Genomic DNA, 15,407 nt, shown 5'->3' on the forward strand with positions numbered 1-15,407 from the left:
GCCACCACCCTCCCGCCGGCGCCAGCATGATCAACGCGGCAGTGCCGCCGACCCCAAAGCCCACCTCCAGCAACCTCGAAAAGCCCATTGCTCAGGTCGCGGTGAAAACACCGTCGATGACGCGCGACTGCATCATGCCGCCAGCGAACAATCAAAACCGATCAGACCGGAACAGCGACCTCATGAATAAGACGGGCTAACTTTCTGGATAAATTAGCGGCGGGTTTTGACGGGCCTATTGATGGGGAGGGTCGTCAGTAATTGCGGCGGGCATCGCCAAGCCGATTGCGATAATCCACAAATGGCCACTAACTGGTTTTCGGCCGCCCTGCATCACGGTGTCGAACTCGCGCGAACCTGTCGCATGATAGGCTATATTTGTCATTCTAACGAATGCGCGCCAAAGTGGTTGCTGCTATGGGTAGAGCCTTCCACAAACGGAGGATCACCCGTGCCAGCCACCTTCCGCCATTTCGCCATCAACGCCGACGATGTTCAGCGTGCTCGACAATTTTACGAAGGGGTGTTCGGATGGAGTTTCAGCCCATGGGGACCGCCCGATTACTACCAGATCAGAAATGCCGGTAGCGGCCTGCTTGGTGCATTGCAGGAACGGCGCGATATCACCGCAGGACGCCCGGCGACGAGCTTCGAACCGAGTTTCGGCGTCGAGGATTTGAAGGCGACCATAACCGCCATCGAAGCAGGCGGTGGCAGGATATTGATGCAGCCCTACCGGATCGAAGGCGTCGGCGAACTCATTTATTTCGAGGACACTGAGGGCAATCTTGTCGGCGCGATGCAATATGATGCCGGAGTCTTCGATTGACCAGCGATGGTTTCGACGTCCGGTCGCTGGCAGCGACCTTTCGTACCGGCGCGCTGGTCGGCGTGCATCGACACCGTTGGGGCCAGCTCATCTTCGCCAGTTCCGGGTTGATGCACGTCACCACCGACGACATGCTGTGGATGGTGCCCCCGACACGGGCGGTCTGGCTACCCGCCGGCTTTCAGCATGGCATCGCGATCAGCGGTGAGGTGGCGATGCGCACGCTTTACATCGCGAACAGTCGCGCTGCGCACCTCCCTTCTGTGCCGGCGGTGCTCGAAGTGACGCCGCTGCTGCGCGAACTCATCCTCCACATTATCACGATCGGCATGCTAGCCTTTGAGCGTCCGGAGCATGACCGGATCGCGGGACTGCTCATCGACCTGCTGCTCGAGGCGAGACCGCAGGACCTCAACTTGCCAATGCCCAGGGATGCCCGCGCGCGTCGGCTGGCGGAACATGTGCGGAATATGCCTGCTGACGGGCGGGACATGAGTGAGCTTGCCGAAATGACGGGAGCCAGCCTACGCACACTGCAACGATTGTTCCCGCGCGAGACCGGGCTGACCATCGAGGCGTGGCGACAAAAAGCGCGTCTGTTGCATGCAATCGCCCGCATGTCGTCCGGCGCCAACGTCACCGAAGCAGCAATGGATTGCGGATACCAGAGCGTCGCCGCTTTCAGCACGGCCTTTACCAGGCAATTCAGGGTGACGCCTGGCCGATATCCCGTCCGCTGACCAGACGGCCGGCGGACGGCCAACAGGCCCTGCAACGTCCCCTTTTGAGGCGGCAATCGTCGACCCATGGAACCCGGCTGCCGGCGGAAGCGCTGACGTTCGCTCCCCCGCTTCCGTCGCTGATCACATGGTAGCGCGTGACAATGGGACCGGTCGTCCGTTGCTAATTTTCGCCGTGTGAACCTATGGCCGGTTCCGACGGCTCTGCCGGCGACTCTGAACGACCGGAATTAGGGCGATCTGGGTCACAACCCGGGCGCCTAAATCCGAGGTGCAAGTGGCCCACGACTCGGCTGAATCGGACATGGGATTCCGCTCCTGCGAACCGAACCCATTTACTTTTCGCTTGACAGTGGCACCCCCGATGGACCGATTTGCGAATCATCGAATAACCTGTCGCCTTATCAATTGGATAGAATGCTAATTCGATTCCCTTCACCGGCGGCATTCCGCCAAGTCTTTTCCGCTCCCATTCCTTCTTCATACCCGCAAATCGGGTAGGCGCGCGTCACGCCCCACGCCGGATTATTGCGGGTCATCCAGGCTGAACTGGTCGTCATCCTCGTGGTAGGTGAAGACTTCGGCGTAGCGGCCCCAGTTGGTGACGGTCTTGAGGGTTTCGCTGGCGAAATCCGGGCTCATGTGGTCCTCCAGCTCGTCACGGAAGCGGCGCGCGGGAGCCTTGTGGCTGGCGCGTTCATCCAGGATGCGGCGGATGTGGCCGGCTAGCGGAACGTGGGCGAGCAGCGCCTCTCCGAACATGGCCTTGCGGTGATCGACATCGGCCTGGGCATAGCGACGCGCCGCGGGGGTGAGCAGCAGTTCGGCCCCGCGCAACTCGGCAAAGCGTAGCAATTGCAGGGTTTCGGCCATGGGGAAGAGATCGTCGATCTCGAAATTGAGCGAGTCGGCCAGCTCGGCCATGCTGGCGCGGCCGTTGAACGGGGTGCCGTCGACCTCTTCGATCAGGCCGGCCAGCGTGTTGGTGGACACATGCGGCAGGACCATGGCGATGCCAGTGCCGGGGAACACCCCTTCGCGCGGGCGGGCGGCATCGGCCGGGCGGGCGGTCATCCGCGCATAGATGTCATCGACGAGCGCGCGGAACGGTGGATCGAGTCGGTCGCGCGGGCGCGGGATATCCACCTTGATCTCGGCCACGACGCGGCCCGGATTGGACGAGAAGACCAGGATGCGATCGCACATCTGCACCGCTTCCTCGATATTGTGGGTGACGATCAGGATCGACTTGATCGGCATGCGCCCTTCCGACCACAGATCGAGCAGATCGGTGCGCAGCGTTTCGGCGGTAAGCACGTCGAGCGCGGAAAAGGGTTCGTCCATCAGCAGGAGCGAGGGATTGACCACCAGCGCGCGCGCCAGGCCGACACGCTGGCGCATGCCGCCCGACAGTTCCTTGGGATAGGCATTTTCAAAGCCATCGAGGCCGATCAGGTCGATCGCGGCCAGCGCGCGGCTGCGGCGTTCGGCGGCGGGCACTTTCTGCGCCTCGAGCCCCAGTTCCACGTTTTGCAGCACGGTGAGCCAGGGAAACAGGGCGAAGGTCTGGAACACCATGGCTACGCTGGGATCGGGGCAATCCTCGCTGGCGATACGCGCAACGGTGCCCTGGCGCGGATGGATCAGGCCGGCGATCGAGCGCAGCAGCGTGGACTTGCCCGAGCCGGAGCGGCCGAGCAGCCCGACGACCTCGTTCTGGTAGAGCGTGAGATCGACGTTTTCGAGCACGAGATGGCCACCGGGCGGCGGACCATAGAAATGGTTCAGGCCCTTGACCTCGATCAGCGGCTGGGGCGGCAGGAGAGTTGCCATGGGGATACTCCGAAAACGATAAGCCAGGGACAGGGAAAAGGCGGGCAGTCAGAGGCGCAGGCGGCGTTCGCCAAAGGCATAGAGCGGGCGCCACACCAGGCGGTTGAAGCCGAGCACGAACAGGCTCATCACCGCGATGCCCAATGCCACCTGCGGATAGTTTCCAGCGGTGGTGGCATCGGCGATATAGGCGCCAAGGCCATGGGCACGCAGATGATGATCACCCCAGGTGACCACTTCGGCGACGATCGAGGCGTTCCACGATCCGCCCGACGCGGTAAGGGCGCCGGTGATATAGTACGGGAAGATGCCGGGCAGCGCGACCTGGCGCCACCACTGCCACCCGCGCACGCCAAACATGCCGGCCGCTTCGCGCAGGTCGTTGGGAATGGCGCTGGCCCCGGCGATCACGTTGAACAGGATGTACCACTGCGTGCCCAGGATCATCAGCGGCGACAGCCACACATCGGGCGCCAGGCCGAACCGCACGATGGCGATGACGGCAAAGGGAAACAGCACGTTGGCGGGAAAGGCCGCTAGGAACTGGGCGATTGGCTGAACCCGTTCCGCCAGGCGCGGACGCAGGCCGATCATTACGCCCAGCGGCACCCAGATCAGGCTGGCCAGCACGATCAGCACGATCACGCGCACCATGGTGATCATGGCGTCGCCCAGGGCCTGGGCCATGTCTTGCAAGGTAAGCGAGGTGAGCACGTAGTGCCCGGTCCAGCCGAGCGCCGCGATCACGCCGAGCCACACCCCTGCCTGCCACAGCCGTTCCAGCCAGGGGTTGGATGCGCCATCGACCACGACACGCTGGCGCCGCGCGCGCGGTTCGAGCGCAAGGAGCAGCCGACCCAGCGTGGCCAGCGGCGCCAGCACCACAGGCAGCAGGCGGGTGCGGCGCAAGAGATCATGAAACCAGCTTTGCGGGGCATCAGCGCTGGCGGTCTGTTCAAAGCGGAAGCGATCGGCCCAGGCTACGATCGGGCGGAAGAACAGCTGGTCATAGGCCAGGATGACCAGCGCCATCGTGCCCACGGCCCAGCCCACCGCGTGGAAATTCTGCTGCTGGATCGCCATGGCGAGATAGGAACCGATACCCGGCAGCGTGGCGGTGGTGTTGCCCACGGTGATCGCTTCGGATGCCACCACGAAGAACCAGCCGCCCGACATCGACATCATCGCGTTCCACACCAGCGCCGGCGTGGCAAACGGCAGATCGAGCCGCAGGAAACGGCGCACCGGTGAGAGGGCAAAGCCCTGGCACACTTCCTCCAGATCGCCCGGCACGCTGCGCAGCGACTGATAGAAGCTGAACGCCATGTTCCACGCCTGCGAGGTGAAGATGGCAAAGACGCTGGCCAGTTCCACCCCCAGCACGTTGCCGGGGAAGAGGTTCATGAAGAACGTGACGGTGAACGTGAGGAAGCCCAGGATCGGCACCGACTGCAGGATATCGAGCGCGGGCACGATCAGTCGCCCGGCATGGCGGCTGCGCGCCGCCAGCGTTGCCACTACCAGCGTGAACACGGTGGAGGCGAGCAGCGCGGCAAACATCCGCAGCACGGTGCGCAGCGCATAGTAGGGCAGATGTACCGGAGCGAGCGTGACAGGTTCGAGATTGAGACTGCTGAGCGGGGCCACGGCGCCTTCGGCCGCGCGGAAGACCAGCACGGCCAGGCCCGAAAGGATGGCGAAGGCAATCGCATCCTCGCGGTTCGGGCGGGTGAGCCGCAGCATGCGCGAAAAGCTGGGCAGGCGGGTGGTGGTCATGATCCAGGCTCTTTCAGAAGCCGGCGTGGACACGCAAGGCAAAGATATTGGCCGGTCCGCGATCGCGGTTGTAGCCGGGATTGGCGATATGCTGATAATCAAACGTCAGTGAACCCCAGCCGACCGGACGGAAGGCATAATAGGCTTCCACGATCTGCTCCGTTCCAGGATGGGGCAGCGCGCCGTCACCCACCAGCACGCCCAGGCCACCGGCCGCGAGCCAGCGCTGGTGCGCCGCCGAAATGCCGTTGACGACACCAGCAACGGCGAAGGTATCCTGCGGGCGCCCCCAGCCCTTGCCGGTCAGCGAGCCACCGAATGCCAGGGTGCGGTCGATATCGGTGAAATCGTAGGTTTCGATCCGCCCATCGCTCCACCCGCCGCGCATGAACAGGCCAAGGCTGCCGCTCACTTCCTGTTCGGCATTGAACGCGATGCCGAGGCGATCCTGCACACGGCGCGCCGGGGCGAGATCCGGCACCGCTTGGCCGCTGGCAGCGGCGAGCGCCAGGGCATCATCGAACCGGGCAAAGCGGCCACGGTTGCGGAAGCCGGTGACGCGCACGGCGCCGGGATGGCCAGCAAGGGTGAAGCGGCGCTCAACCTCGGCAATCAGCGCGTTCTGCGAAAAATTGCTTTCTAGCGCGACGCCGTTGGGCACCTGGGACAGGTTGTAGAGCCCGGCACGCAAGGTCCACGGACCCTGGTACCATTCGGCCGCGACGCCATAGGTATAGCCCCAGGCGTTGGCGGCGTAATCAAAGCTGCCGGTATCGACGAGCGACCAGTTGAGGAAATCGCCGCGCGGATCGTGGGCATAGCGGTTGGTGTCGAAGACATCGCCCACGCCCATCTTGCCCGCGGTGATCACCAGGCGATTGGCGGTGGTCGCCAGGCGCAGCTGGTTCTGCCCCGGCGGCACCGCCAGGGCATCACCTCCCAGGGCAATGGTCTGCCGCAGGAACGCGCGCTGCAGCTTGAAGTAGGGGCTGAACTGGCCAACCTTGTAGGCCTCTGCGCTGGGAAATCCGCCTGCGCCTAGCGTGTTGGACAGGCCAAACCCCTGGTCGATTTCGGGATTGACCCAGACTTCCGCCCCGCGCCAGGGCCGCACCCCGAGATAGAGCGTGGCATCGTTGGTGGCCTTGACCTGGTGCGGGGCGAGGCTGTTGTCGGCCGAATACGGGGAAGCGAAACCGCCCACGCCCTGTACCACCAGGGTATATTGGCCATGGATGGCGAAGATTTGATCCGGGTTTTGAGCCGGCGCCTGGGTCGCGGGCGGAGCGTCGGCCCGAACCGGCGCCTGGGCCAGCAATGCGCCGAGCGCAACAGCCATGGCCAGCCGGCCGGCCATGCGCCATTCGATCGATGCAGCCGTCAACCCGTTCACCGCCGCAGCGCTAGCGGTGGAATATGACAGGCGCGTGTTGCCGATGGCGGCGGGGCGGCGGTCGGCGGCAGTTGCGCGCCGCACCAGCGGGAAAGCAATCTTGATCATCAATTCGGTCCTTGGTCAGGCGACAACCGCCCGGCCGGACCGAAGACACATCAGCGGATGTGCCGCACCGATCCCACGGGCGAGCTGCCGGCCGCAACGCAAGCGCCAGTCAGGCTTGAGCGCCTACTGTCGCCCTCGTCGGCGGTATGGTTGCAACTTCGCGGCATCGGTTGGATTCCTTGGAATATCATCGCGTCTTGAGACCGCGCGGGAGCGGCCCGGGAACGACTCGACTTGCCCGCCCCTATACCCTAGGGGAGTATGGTATCAAGTGAAAAAGGGACCAGGATCATGAGCCATGTGGCAGCCGAAAAGCAGAAACTGCTCAACCGGCTGAAACGCATCAGGGGACAGATCGACGCGCTGGAACGGGCAGTGGACGCCGAAGTGGAATGCGCGCGCGTGCTGCAACAGGCAACCGCCTGCCGCGGCGCCCTGGAAGGCTTCATCGCCGAAGTGATCGAAGACCATATCCGCGAGCACATGATCGATCCTGGCCAACCAGGCAGCGATCCCAAGACCCAGGCCGCCGAGGAACTGGTGGCGATCATCAAGGCCTATATCCGCTGACGCCCACCGCCGCGCCACGGGCACGGACATGGTTTGCAATTGGCGAGACCGATGACGCGGTATAGGGTGCGGGCGATGAACCCGTCACGTCCCGTCGCCAACACCACCGCAACCTCTGGCCCTGCCGTCACCCAACAGCGGGTGCGCCCGCCGCGGCCGCTGCGCCCGGCCGAGTTGCAGGACTGGCTCAACAGCCGGATCTATCATCCCCTGTCGTGGCGCCTGGCCTGGGCACTGGCACCCACGCCGATCACACCCAACATGGTTTCGATATTCGGGGCGGCCATGGTGGTGGCCGCCGGCGTGGTCTATTGCCAGCCGGGCTGGCCGTGGATGGCCTTGCTGGGGCTGGCCCTGCATCTGAGCTGGCACGTGGTGGATGGCGCCGATGGCGATCTGGCGCGCCTGACCGGGCGCAGCGGGCCGAACGGCGAAATGGTGGACGGGCTGTGCGATTATGGCAGCCACACCGTGGTCTATCTCCTGCTCGGCTGGTGGCTGCAGCAGCATGTCAGCCCATGGTGCTGGATCGCGGTGGTCGGCGCGGGCCTGAGCCGCATCGTCCAGGCCAATCATTATGAAGTGCAGCGGCGGCAATACCAGTGGTGGGCCTATGGCAATCCGTGGCTGCGCCAGGATGACGTGCCGATCACCGGGCCGGGCACGGCGCTGGCCCGCCTCTATCTCTTGCTGGGCCGCGCCCTGGCGCCCGGCGGAGTTGCGGTGGATGCCGCCTATGACCGGCTGGCCACGGATCCGGCCGGCACCGCAAACGCGCGCGCGATCGCCCGGGGCCATGCCCGCGATCTGCTGCCGGCGTGGCGCATCCTGGGCGCCAACAGCCGCACGATCCTGCTGGGGGTGGCCATGCTGGCCGGCTCGCCGCTCTATTATTTCCTGTTCGAAGCGGTGGTGCTCAATATCGTGCTGCTGGCATCGATTGCCCATGCCAGCGGCGCCGCGCGGCGGCTGGAGCATGATTTTGCCAGTGCGACAACCGATAGCGTTGCCGCGCGCTGAACCGCCGAGGGCGCGCGCCCAAGCGTTTTCAGTGTGCGACAAGTCGAGCGCAAAGTTGCAATGCAGCTGCAGTATGGCAGTCATAATGTAACAACCACACCGGGCTCCATTGCCATGGCCCGAGGATTGCTCTATTTTGGCGCCTTCCGGTCCGGACCGTCCGGGTTCCACTCATTCTTCCTTGTTTGAAGGCGGGGTGGGCAGCACCGCGAAAAGACAGTTTCGTTTGAGTGTCAGGCAGGTACCTGGCTGTTATCAGCATGGGCCACCGCCATGACCGCAGGAGAATTACCTAAAATGCCATCGATCAAAGTCGCGGTTATTGGCGTCGGCAACTGCGCCAGTTCACTGGTTCAGGGTGTTTTCTATTACAAGAACAACAACTCTTCCCAAGGCCTGATCCATGATGTCATCGGCGACTATGTGCCGGGCGACGTTGAATTCGTTCTCGGGGTCGATGTCGATGCTCGCAAGGTGGGCAAGGATCTGGGCGAGGCGATCTTCGCTGCCCCGAACAACACCACCGTGTTCTACAAGGACGTGCCGACCACCGGCGCCAAGGTGATGCGCGGCCGCGTGCTCGACGGCGTTGCCGACCACATGACCGTCGCCGGTGAGCGCGGTTTCATCGTGGCCGAGGGTGAAGACCCGAGCCAGGCCGACATCGTCGCCGCGCTCAAGGCGTCGGGTGCCGAAATCCTGCTCAACTTCCTGCCCGTCGGCTCGCAGAAGGCCAGCGAATTCTACATGGAATGCGCGCTGGAAGCGGGCGTTGCCGTGGTCAACTGCATCCCCGTGTTCATCGCCAGCAACCCGGAATGGGAAGCGCGCTTCCGCGCTGCCGGCCTGCCGATCGTGGGCGACGACATCAAGGCCCAGGTTGGCGCCACCATCGTGCACCGTACGCTCTCGACGCTGTTTTCGGCGCGCGGCGTGACCACCGAGCGCACCTATCAGCTCAACACCGGCGGCAACACCGACTTCCTCAACATGCTCGACCGCCATCGCCTGTCGAGCAAGAAGGAATCGAAGACCGAAGCCGTGCAGGCCATGCTGGCCCAGCGCCTGGCCGAAGAAAACATCCTGATCGGCCCGTCGGAATACGTTCCGTGGCAGAAGGACAACAAGATCTGCTTCCTGCGCATGGAAGGCGTGCAGTGGGGCAACGTTCCGGTGAACCTGGAACTGCGCCTGTCGGTGGAAGACAGCCCCAATGCAGCCGCTTGCGTGATGGACGCGATCCGTTGCTGCAAGGTGGCGCTGGAACGCGGTGAAGGCGGCGCGCTGATCGGCCCGTCGGCCTATTTCTGCAAGCACCCGCCCGAACAGTTCATCGACGATGTCGCGCTGCGCATGGTCGATGAATATATCGCTGCCGTGCCGCAGGCAGCCGAATAAGCATGGAAACTGCTGCCGTGTCGCGGCCCGCCCATGGCGCCGCCGTGCCGCGGCATGCGGTTATCCTGGCTGCTGGACTGGGATCGCGCTTGCGCGATCTCAGCCAGTCCAAGCCGCTGACCCCGGTTTGCGGTTTCCCCCTGCTGGAACTGGGCGTGCGCCAGGCTGCTGCTGCCGGCATTACCCACATCGTGGTGGTGACCGGGCACGAAGCGGCCCGCGTGGAAGCCGCCCTGCCCGATCTGGCCGCCCGTTGCGGCGTGGCCATCCAGGCCGCCCGCGTGGCGGACTGGACCTTGCCCAATGGGCATTCCGTCATCGCCGGCGCGGCACTGGTCGATGGGCCATTCCTGCTGATGATGGCCGACCACATCTTTTCCGCCGAGATTCTGCAGCGCCTGACCCATGAAGGCGCGCCGACGCGTGACGTGACGCTGGCGATCGATCGCCGGCTCGACAATCCCCTGGTCGATCCTGACGACGCCACCTGGGTGCGCACGCGGCCCGATGGCAGCATCGCGGCGATCGGCAAGACCATCTTTCCGTATGACGCGGTGGATTGCGGCGCCTTCCTGGCGACGGCGGCCCTGCCCGCCGCGATTGCCCAGGCTGTGGCCATGGGTCGCCCCGGATCACTTTCCGATGGCATGCAGGTGCTGGCCGACGCTGGCCGCGCCGCAACTATGGAAATCGATGGCGCCTGGTGGATCGACGTGGACGACCCGCGTGCCCATGCCCAGGCCGAGGCCGACCTGCCCCAGGCGATCCCCGCGCTGTTCAGCCCGGCGATCTGACCGCTTTCACAGAGCAACAGCCCAAGCGCAGCGGCGGGGGATCACCCCGCCGTGGGCGCGCCGTGGTGCAAGGCGAAGGCGTGCGTGACGGCAATGAGCGCGGCGCAGCCGGCCAGGGCAAGCCAGGGCAGCCAGCCGGCGCGGCGCGTCATCGTTCCATCGCTGTTGCGGGCATAGTCTTCGACCAGGGCATGGGGAAACACGCCCTTGTCCTGCCCATAGTGGCGCCAGGCGAAGACCGGCACGATCAGCAGCAGCGCGATCAGGCCGTTGCGCAGCGTGCCTGCGCCCCACACATCCGCCCCCGCGCCCATGAAGGCCATGTTGACGAAACCGAACGTGCAGCCCAGCGCCAGGAGCCAGGTGGGGCAGCGGAACGGGCGTTCCTTGTCACCGCGATCGATGCGATGAATCCAGCCAGCCTGGAGATTGAGGAAATTGAACGCGAGGTAGCAGACGTTGCTGATCATCAGCACGGCGAAATAGTCTGACGCCAGCAGCAGGATCAGGTTGAAACCCAGGTCCGTCCACATGGCAGCAGTGGGCGCACCGTGGCTGTTCACGCGCGAGAGATAGCGCGGCAGCCAGCCATCGAGCGAAGCCTGGTAGAGCGTGCGCGACGATCCCATCATCGAGGTCATGACGATCAGCAGCAGCGACAGGATCAGCATGGCGATGAACAGGTTGGCGATCAGCACGCCGGCATGGCTGGAGGCGACAAGGCCCAGCCCCTTGACGACGATCGAGGCCAGCGCCTGGGCCACGCCGGAACCATCGTAGATCGACGGCGAAAGCATGGCATCGAGGCCGAGCGAGGCCTGGAACGCCAGCGGCACCAGCGCGAAGACGAGGATGCACAACACGCCCGAGGCGATGATCGCGCGCGGCGTGTCGCGGGCGGGATTGCGGAACTCACGGGTATAGCACACCGCGGTTTCAAAGCCGTAGGTGGACCAGCCAGCACCGAACATCGCACCCATCAGCAGGACCAGGCCATAGCCATTCCAGCTGCCAAAGCCGGCATGGCCCGCCGCGTCGCGCAGCATGGGCAGCAGCGGGAAGAGATGCTCGCGCGGGAGATTGCCGGTGAAGACCGGGATCAGGCCGACCAGGATGAGCGGGGCCAGGCACACGAGGCCAAGGATCTTTTGGGCATGGGCCGCCCGCGCCGCACCGCCATGTTGCAAGGCGAAGGTGAGCAGCAGGAACGCAGTGGCGATCAGCGAGACCGCATTGATGCGCAAAGACAGGCCGGGGCGCACGAAGCCGAGATCGACCAGCTTGATCTGCCAGGCCATGATCGCCGCATCGGGCGCGAACAGGCTGGCCATGATGTAGCCGGCGGCCAGGCTGGTAGCGAGGGTCAGCACTGGCGACCAGGCCAGCCAATTGGCCCAGATAGAGATCGGGGCGACAAAGCGACTGTAAGGCAGCCAGGCCGCCGCGCCATAGACCGAAGCCCCGCCCGACTTGTGCGGATAGAGCCCGGCAATCTCGGCATAGACGAAGCTCTGGATGAACCCCATGAGGATCGAAGCGATCCAGACCACCCAGCTGGGCTGGCCGATGGTGGCGGCAATGCCACCCATGGTGAGCAGAACGCCCGCCGGAACACCCGACGACGCCCAGAACGCCCCCTTCCAATCAAGCGAGCGATGCAGTTCCCCGGCAGGGGCGGCCAGGGTGATCGCGGAGGTCATCGCGGGGTCTTCACCGATCATCGCTGCTGCGTTTCCCAGTTGGGGTGGACGTAGTAAGGCTCGTTGGCCGGCGGCAGGAGCGGGTTGCCGAGGATGTGATCGGCGGCCTTTTCCCCGATCATGATCGTGGGCGCATTGAGATTGCCGGTGGTGATCGAGGGCATGACCGAACTGTCGACCACGCGCAGGCCCTGGACGCCAATCACCCGCAGTTCTGGGTCGACCACCGCCAAGGGATCATCGACGCGGCCCATGCGCGCTGTGCACGAGGGATGCAGCGCGCTTTCCACCTTTTCGGCGATGAACGCATCGATCTGCTCATCGCTGACGCAATCGGCGCCGGGCTGGATTTCCCGGCCACGAAACGGCGCAAAGGCAGGCTGCTGGAAGATTTCGCGGGTCAGGCGCACGCAGGCGCGCATTTCGGCCCAATCGTCCGGGTGGCTCATATAGTTGAAGCGGATCACCGGCTTTTCGCGGGGATCGGCGCTGCGCAGCGTGACAGTGCCCCGGCTTTTCGAGCGCATCGGCCCGACGTGGGCCTGGAAACCATGTTCTGTCGCGAGCGATGAGCCATCGTAATTGATGGCCATCGGGAAGAAGTGATACTGGATATCGGGATAGCGGATGCCAGCGCGGCTGCGGATGAAACCGCAGGATTCAAAGTGGTTGGACGCGCCAAGGCCAGTACGCCGCAGCAGCCATTCCAGGCCCACCTTGGCCTTGCCGACCAGATTGGCGTGGCCGAACAGCGTGATCGGCTGGGTGCAAGCCATCTGGAAATAGAATTCCAGGTGATCCTGCAAGTTGGCGCCGACGCCGGCGCGATCGGCGCGCACGGCAATGCCATGGCTGGCCAGTTCCTGGGCCGGGCCGATGCCCGACAGCTTGAGCAGTTGCACCGAGTTGATCGGCCCGCCCGAGAGGATCACCTCGCGCCCGGCGCGCGCGGTGTGCAGCGTACCGCCGCGTTCGTACTCTACGCCCACCGCGCGGGTGCCGTCGAACAGGACGCGGGTGGCCAGCGCATGCTGCACAACCTTGAGATTGGGCCGCTTGACCGCATCATAGAGATGCGCCTTGGCCGAGGAGCAGCGCTCACCCTTGCGCACGGTCATGTCCATGCGGCCAAAGCCTTCCTGCTGAAAGGCGTTGTAATCCTCGGTCGGCTGGTAACCGGCCTGCTGCGCCGCCTCCATCCAGGCGTGGTGCAGTGGATTGTCGAGCGTGCCATAGGTGGTGGACAGCGGCCCGTCGCCGCCGCGATAGGCATTGCCGCCCTCTGCCCGCGTTTCCGCGCGCTTGAAATAGGGCAGCACCTGGGCATAGCCCCAGCCGCGCGCACCCTGATCTTCCCAGCTTTCGAAATCGAACGGATTGCCACGCACATAGACGAGACCATTGATCGAGGACGATCCGCCCAGGCCCTTGCCGCGCGGACAGTGCAGCCGGCGGTTGTTGAGGTGCGGTTCCGGCTCGCTTTCATAGCGCCAGTTCCACCGCGTGGTGTTCATCGGATAGGCGAGCGCGGCGGGCATCTGGATATAGATCGAGCGATCCGATCCGCCGAATTCCAGCAGCAACACGCGATGGCGGCCATCGGCGGTGAGCCGGTTGGCCAGCACGCAACCGGCCGACCCGGCCCCGACGATCACATAATCGAACGCCTCGCCCGCATCAGCATCAGTAGGGGGCATCGATCGGCTCCATGGCGACATAGACGCTCTTGAGGCGCGTATAGTGCTCGATGGCGGCGCGGCTGTTCTCGCGGCCCAGGCCCGATTGCTTGACCCCGCCGAACGGCAATTCGATCGGGGTGATGTTGTAGGTGTTGATCCAGCAGGTGCCGGCATCGAGCGCGGCAACGACGCGATGGGCGCGGGTCAGATCCTGGGTGAACACCGCGCCGGCCAGACCGAATTCGGTGGCATTGGCGCGTTCGATCACCTCGGCCTCGTCGGTGAAAGGCAGGACGGCCATGACCGGGCCGAAGATTTCCTCCTGGACGATCACCATCTCGTCGTTGCAGGCGGCAAAGATGGTGGGGGCAACGAACGCCCCCTTGCCGCAGCCGTTGGCGAGCACGCGATGGCCGCCAGTGACCAGCGTGGCGCCTTCGGCCTTGCCCTTGGCAATATAGCCCAGCACCTTTTCCATGTGGGCCTGGCTGATCAGCGCGCCGACATGGGTGGCCGGATCGGCGGGATCGCCCACGATCATCGCCTCGGTCCGCGCTTTTAGCCGGGCGAGGAAATCATCCATCACGCTGGCATGGACGAACACGCGCGTGCCGTTGGAGCAGACTTCACCGGCAGAATAGAAATTGGCCAGGAGCGCGCCCGAGACGGCATTGTCGAGATCGGCATCGGGAAACACGATCAGCGGGCTCTTGCCGCCCAGTTCGAGCGTGACCTGCTTGAGCGTGGCGGCAGCGTCGGCCATCACCTTGCGGCCCGTGCCGACTTCTCCGGTAAGAGATATCTTGGCAATGCCGGGGTGGCGCGAGAGCAACTGGCCGGTGGCAGCAAAGCCCTGAACGACCTGGAACACGCCTTCGGGCACGCCAGCCTCGAGATAGATTTTTTCCAGCTCGATCGCGGTGAGCGGGGTCAATTCGGCGGGCTTGAAGATCATCGCATTGCCGCAGGCCAGCGCGGGCGCGCTCTTCCAGCAGGCGATCTGCAGCGGATAGTTCCACGCGCCGATCCCGGCGGTGACGCCCAGCGGCTCGCGCCGGGTATAGCCGAACGCGCCGGGGCCGAGATCGACGTGCTCGCCGGCAATCGTGGCTGCCACGTTGGCATAGTATTCGATGCAATCGGCACCCGAAAGCACATCGACCGCGATGGTTTCCTGGATCGGCTTGCCGGTGTCGCGGGTTTCCAAGAGCGCAAGTTCATCGTTGCGGGCGCGCAGGATATCGACCGCCCGGCGCAGCACGCGGCCCCGCTCGGTACCGGTCAGGCGAGCCCACTGCCGCTGCCCAGCGCGGGCGCGGGCCACGGCGGCATCGATTTCGGCGGCGCCGGCGATGGGGATGGTGGCGAGCACCTCACCCGTGGCGGGGTTGATCGTATCGAAAGAAGCCGGTGCCATCGTGCCCTCTGTCTGGCGTTATGTGCCCACAGAATACGGCAAGCCGGCTTGGAATCAATTTTGCCGTGCAAATCGTAATTTTGTAATGCTAAAAAATATCCTTTTAAAACATAATGGTATTTTCCGACTTTCATCGCCACAGCCGATATG

13 protein-coding genes are annotated in these 15,407 nt (G+C 64.5%); 7 read left to right on the forward strand and 6 right to left on the reverse strand.

All coding sequences use genetic code 11. The annotated features are described in order from the left end of the window. The 3 genes from C8K14_RS22700 to C8K14_RS17940 all read left to right on the forward strand — a co-directional run. The coding region (locus tag C8K14_RS22700; protein ID WP_208110665.1) for a hypothetical protein at positions 1–200 on the forward strand (200 nt) is incomplete at its 5' end. 251 nt (positions 201–451) lie between these two features. Then, positions 452–829: a VOC family protein gene (locus C8K14_RS17935; RefSeq protein WP_022678200.1), complete on the forward strand. Its 378-nt coding sequence runs from the start codon at positions 452–454 to the stop codon at positions 827–829. Then, complete coding sequence (locus tag C8K14_RS17940; RefSeq protein WP_107718198.1) at positions 826–1,569, forward strand: helix-turn-helix domain-containing protein; 744 nt, start codon at positions 826–828, stop codon at positions 1,567–1,569. The genes C8K14_RS17935 and C8K14_RS17940 overlap by 4 nt, the downstream gene beginning before the upstream one ends. A 525-nt stretch (positions 1,570–2,094) precedes the next feature. Here C8K14_RS17940 and C8K14_RS17945 read toward each other — a convergent pair. Genes C8K14_RS17945 through C8K14_RS17955 form a run of 3 tightly spaced genes read right to left on the reverse strand, consistent with a single transcriptional unit; the run spans position 2,095 to position 6,517 of the window. Continuing rightward, on the reverse strand, positions 2,095–3,402 hold the full coding sequence (locus C8K14_RS17945) for an AAA-associated domain-containing protein (protein WP_054132447.1): 1,308 nt from the start codon (positions 3,400–3,402) through the stop codon (positions 2,095–2,097). Positions 3,403–3,450: 48 nt separating this feature from the next. After that, positions 3,451–5,178: an ABC transporter permease subunit gene (locus tag C8K14_RS17950; protein ID WP_166643370.1), complete on the reverse strand. Its 1,728-nt coding sequence runs from the start codon at positions 5,176–5,178 to the stop codon at positions 3,451–3,453. Between the two features lie 13 nt (positions 5,179–5,191). Further along, on the reverse strand, positions 5,192–6,517 hold the full coding sequence (locus C8K14_RS17955) for a carbohydrate porin (protein ID WP_107718214.1): 1,326 nt from the start codon (positions 6,515–6,517) through the stop codon (positions 5,192–5,194). 453 nt (positions 6,518–6,970) lie between these two features. On the opposite strand from C8K14_RS17955, the gene C8K14_RS17960 reads away from it, so the two are divergent. From C8K14_RS17960 to C8K14_RS17975, 4 genes are all read left to right on the forward strand, one after another. After that, positions 6,971–7,249, forward strand: coding sequence for a metal/formaldehyde-sensitive transcriptional repressor (locus C8K14_RS17960; protein ID WP_022676028.1), 279 nt, complete (start codon positions 6,971–6,973; stop codon positions 7,247–7,249). Between the two features lie 51 nt (positions 7,250–7,300). Further along, the gene (locus C8K14_RS17965; protein ID WP_233251144.1) at positions 7,301–8,269 is read left to right on the forward strand and encodes a CDP-alcohol phosphatidyltransferase family protein; all 969 of its coding nucleotides are present in this window, start codon (positions 7,301–7,303) and stop codon (positions 8,267–8,269) included. A 297-nt stretch (positions 8,270–8,566) separates the two neighbouring features. Beyond that, on the forward strand, positions 8,567–9,667 hold the full coding sequence (locus C8K14_RS17970; protein ID WP_107718194.1) for an inositol-3-phosphate synthase: 1,101 nt from the start codon (positions 8,567–8,569) through the stop codon (positions 9,665–9,667). 2 nt (positions 9,668–9,669) lie between these two features. Beyond that, a complete protein-coding gene (locus tag C8K14_RS17975; RefSeq protein WP_107718192.1) occupies positions 9,670–10,461 on the forward strand; it encodes an NTP transferase domain-containing protein in 792 nt (263 codons plus the stop codon). 41 nt (positions 10,462–10,502) lie between these two features. Here C8K14_RS17975 and C8K14_RS17980 read toward each other — a convergent pair whose 3' ends face one another. From C8K14_RS17980 to betB, 3 genes are read right to left on the reverse strand one after another with little or no spacing between them, the layout of a single operon-like run. Beyond that, on the reverse strand, positions 10,503–12,182 hold the full coding sequence (locus tag C8K14_RS17980; protein ID WP_107718191.1) for an APC family permease: 1,680 nt from the start codon (positions 12,180–12,182) through the stop codon (positions 10,503–10,505). Then, positions 12,179–13,858, reverse strand: a complete 1,680-nt coding sequence (gene betA, locus C8K14_RS17985) for a choline dehydrogenase (RefSeq protein ID WP_107718189.1) — start codon at positions 13,856–13,858, stop codon at positions 12,179–12,181. The genes C8K14_RS17980 and betA overlap by 4 nt, the downstream gene beginning before the upstream one ends. Then, positions 13,845–15,257 carry a betaine-aldehyde dehydrogenase gene (betB, locus tag C8K14_RS17990; RefSeq protein ID WP_107718187.1) on the reverse strand — a complete coding sequence of 471 codons (1,413 nt, stop codon included), beginning with the start codon at positions 15,255–15,257 and terminating at the stop codon, positions 13,845–13,847. The genes betA and betB overlap by 14 nt, the downstream gene beginning before the upstream one ends. Positions 15,258–15,407: the final 150 nt, after the last annotated feature.

The sequence above is a fragment of the Novosphingobium sp. GV079 genome, assembly GCF_003058045.1.
Lineage (GTDB): Bacteria > Pseudomonadota > Alphaproteobacteria > Sphingomonadales > Sphingomonadaceae > Novosphingobium > Novosphingobium capsulatum.

What these genes read in the sequence shown, in the direction of transcription:
- C8K14_RS17945 (WP_054132447.1), bottom strand. Translation starts at nt 3,402, where the DNA reads ATGGCAACTCTCCTGCCGCCCCAGCCGCTGATCGAGGTCAAGGGCCTG.
- C8K14_RS17950 (WP_166643370.1), bottom strand. Translation starts at nt 5,178, where the DNA reads ATGACCACCACCCGCCTGCCCAGCTTTTCGCGCATGCTGCGGCTCACC.
- C8K14_RS17955 (WP_107718214.1), bottom strand. Translation starts at nt 6,517, where the DNA reads ATGGCTGTTGCGCTCGGCGCATTGCTGGCCCAGGCGCCGGTTCGGGCC.
- C8K14_RS17960 (WP_022676028.1), top strand. Translation starts at nt 6,971, where the DNA reads ATGAGCCATGTGGCAGCCGAAAAGCAGAAACTGCTCAACCGGCTGAAA.
- C8K14_RS17965 (WP_233251144.1), top strand. Translation starts at nt 7,301, where the DNA reads ATGACGCGGTATAGGGTGCGGGCGATGAACCCGTCACGTCCCGTCGCC.
- C8K14_RS17970 (WP_107718194.1), top strand. Translation starts at nt 8,567, where the DNA reads ATGCCATCGATCAAAGTCGCGGTTATTGGCGTCGGCAACTGCGCCAGT.
- C8K14_RS17975 (WP_107718192.1), top strand. Translation starts at nt 9,670, where the DNA reads ATGGAAACTGCTGCCGTGTCGCGGCCCGCCCATGGCGCCGCCGTGCCG.
- C8K14_RS17980 (WP_107718191.1), bottom strand. Translation starts at nt 12,182, where the DNA reads ATGATCGGTGAAGACCCCGCGATGACCTCCGCGATCACCCTGGCCGCC.
- betA (WP_107718189.1), bottom strand. Translation starts at nt 13,858, where the DNA reads ATGCCCCCTACTGATGCTGATGCGGGCGAGGCGTTCGATTATGTGATC.
- betB (WP_107718187.1), bottom strand. Translation starts at nt 15,257, where the DNA reads ATGGCACCGGCTTCTTTCGATACGATCAACCCCGCCACGGGTGAGGTG.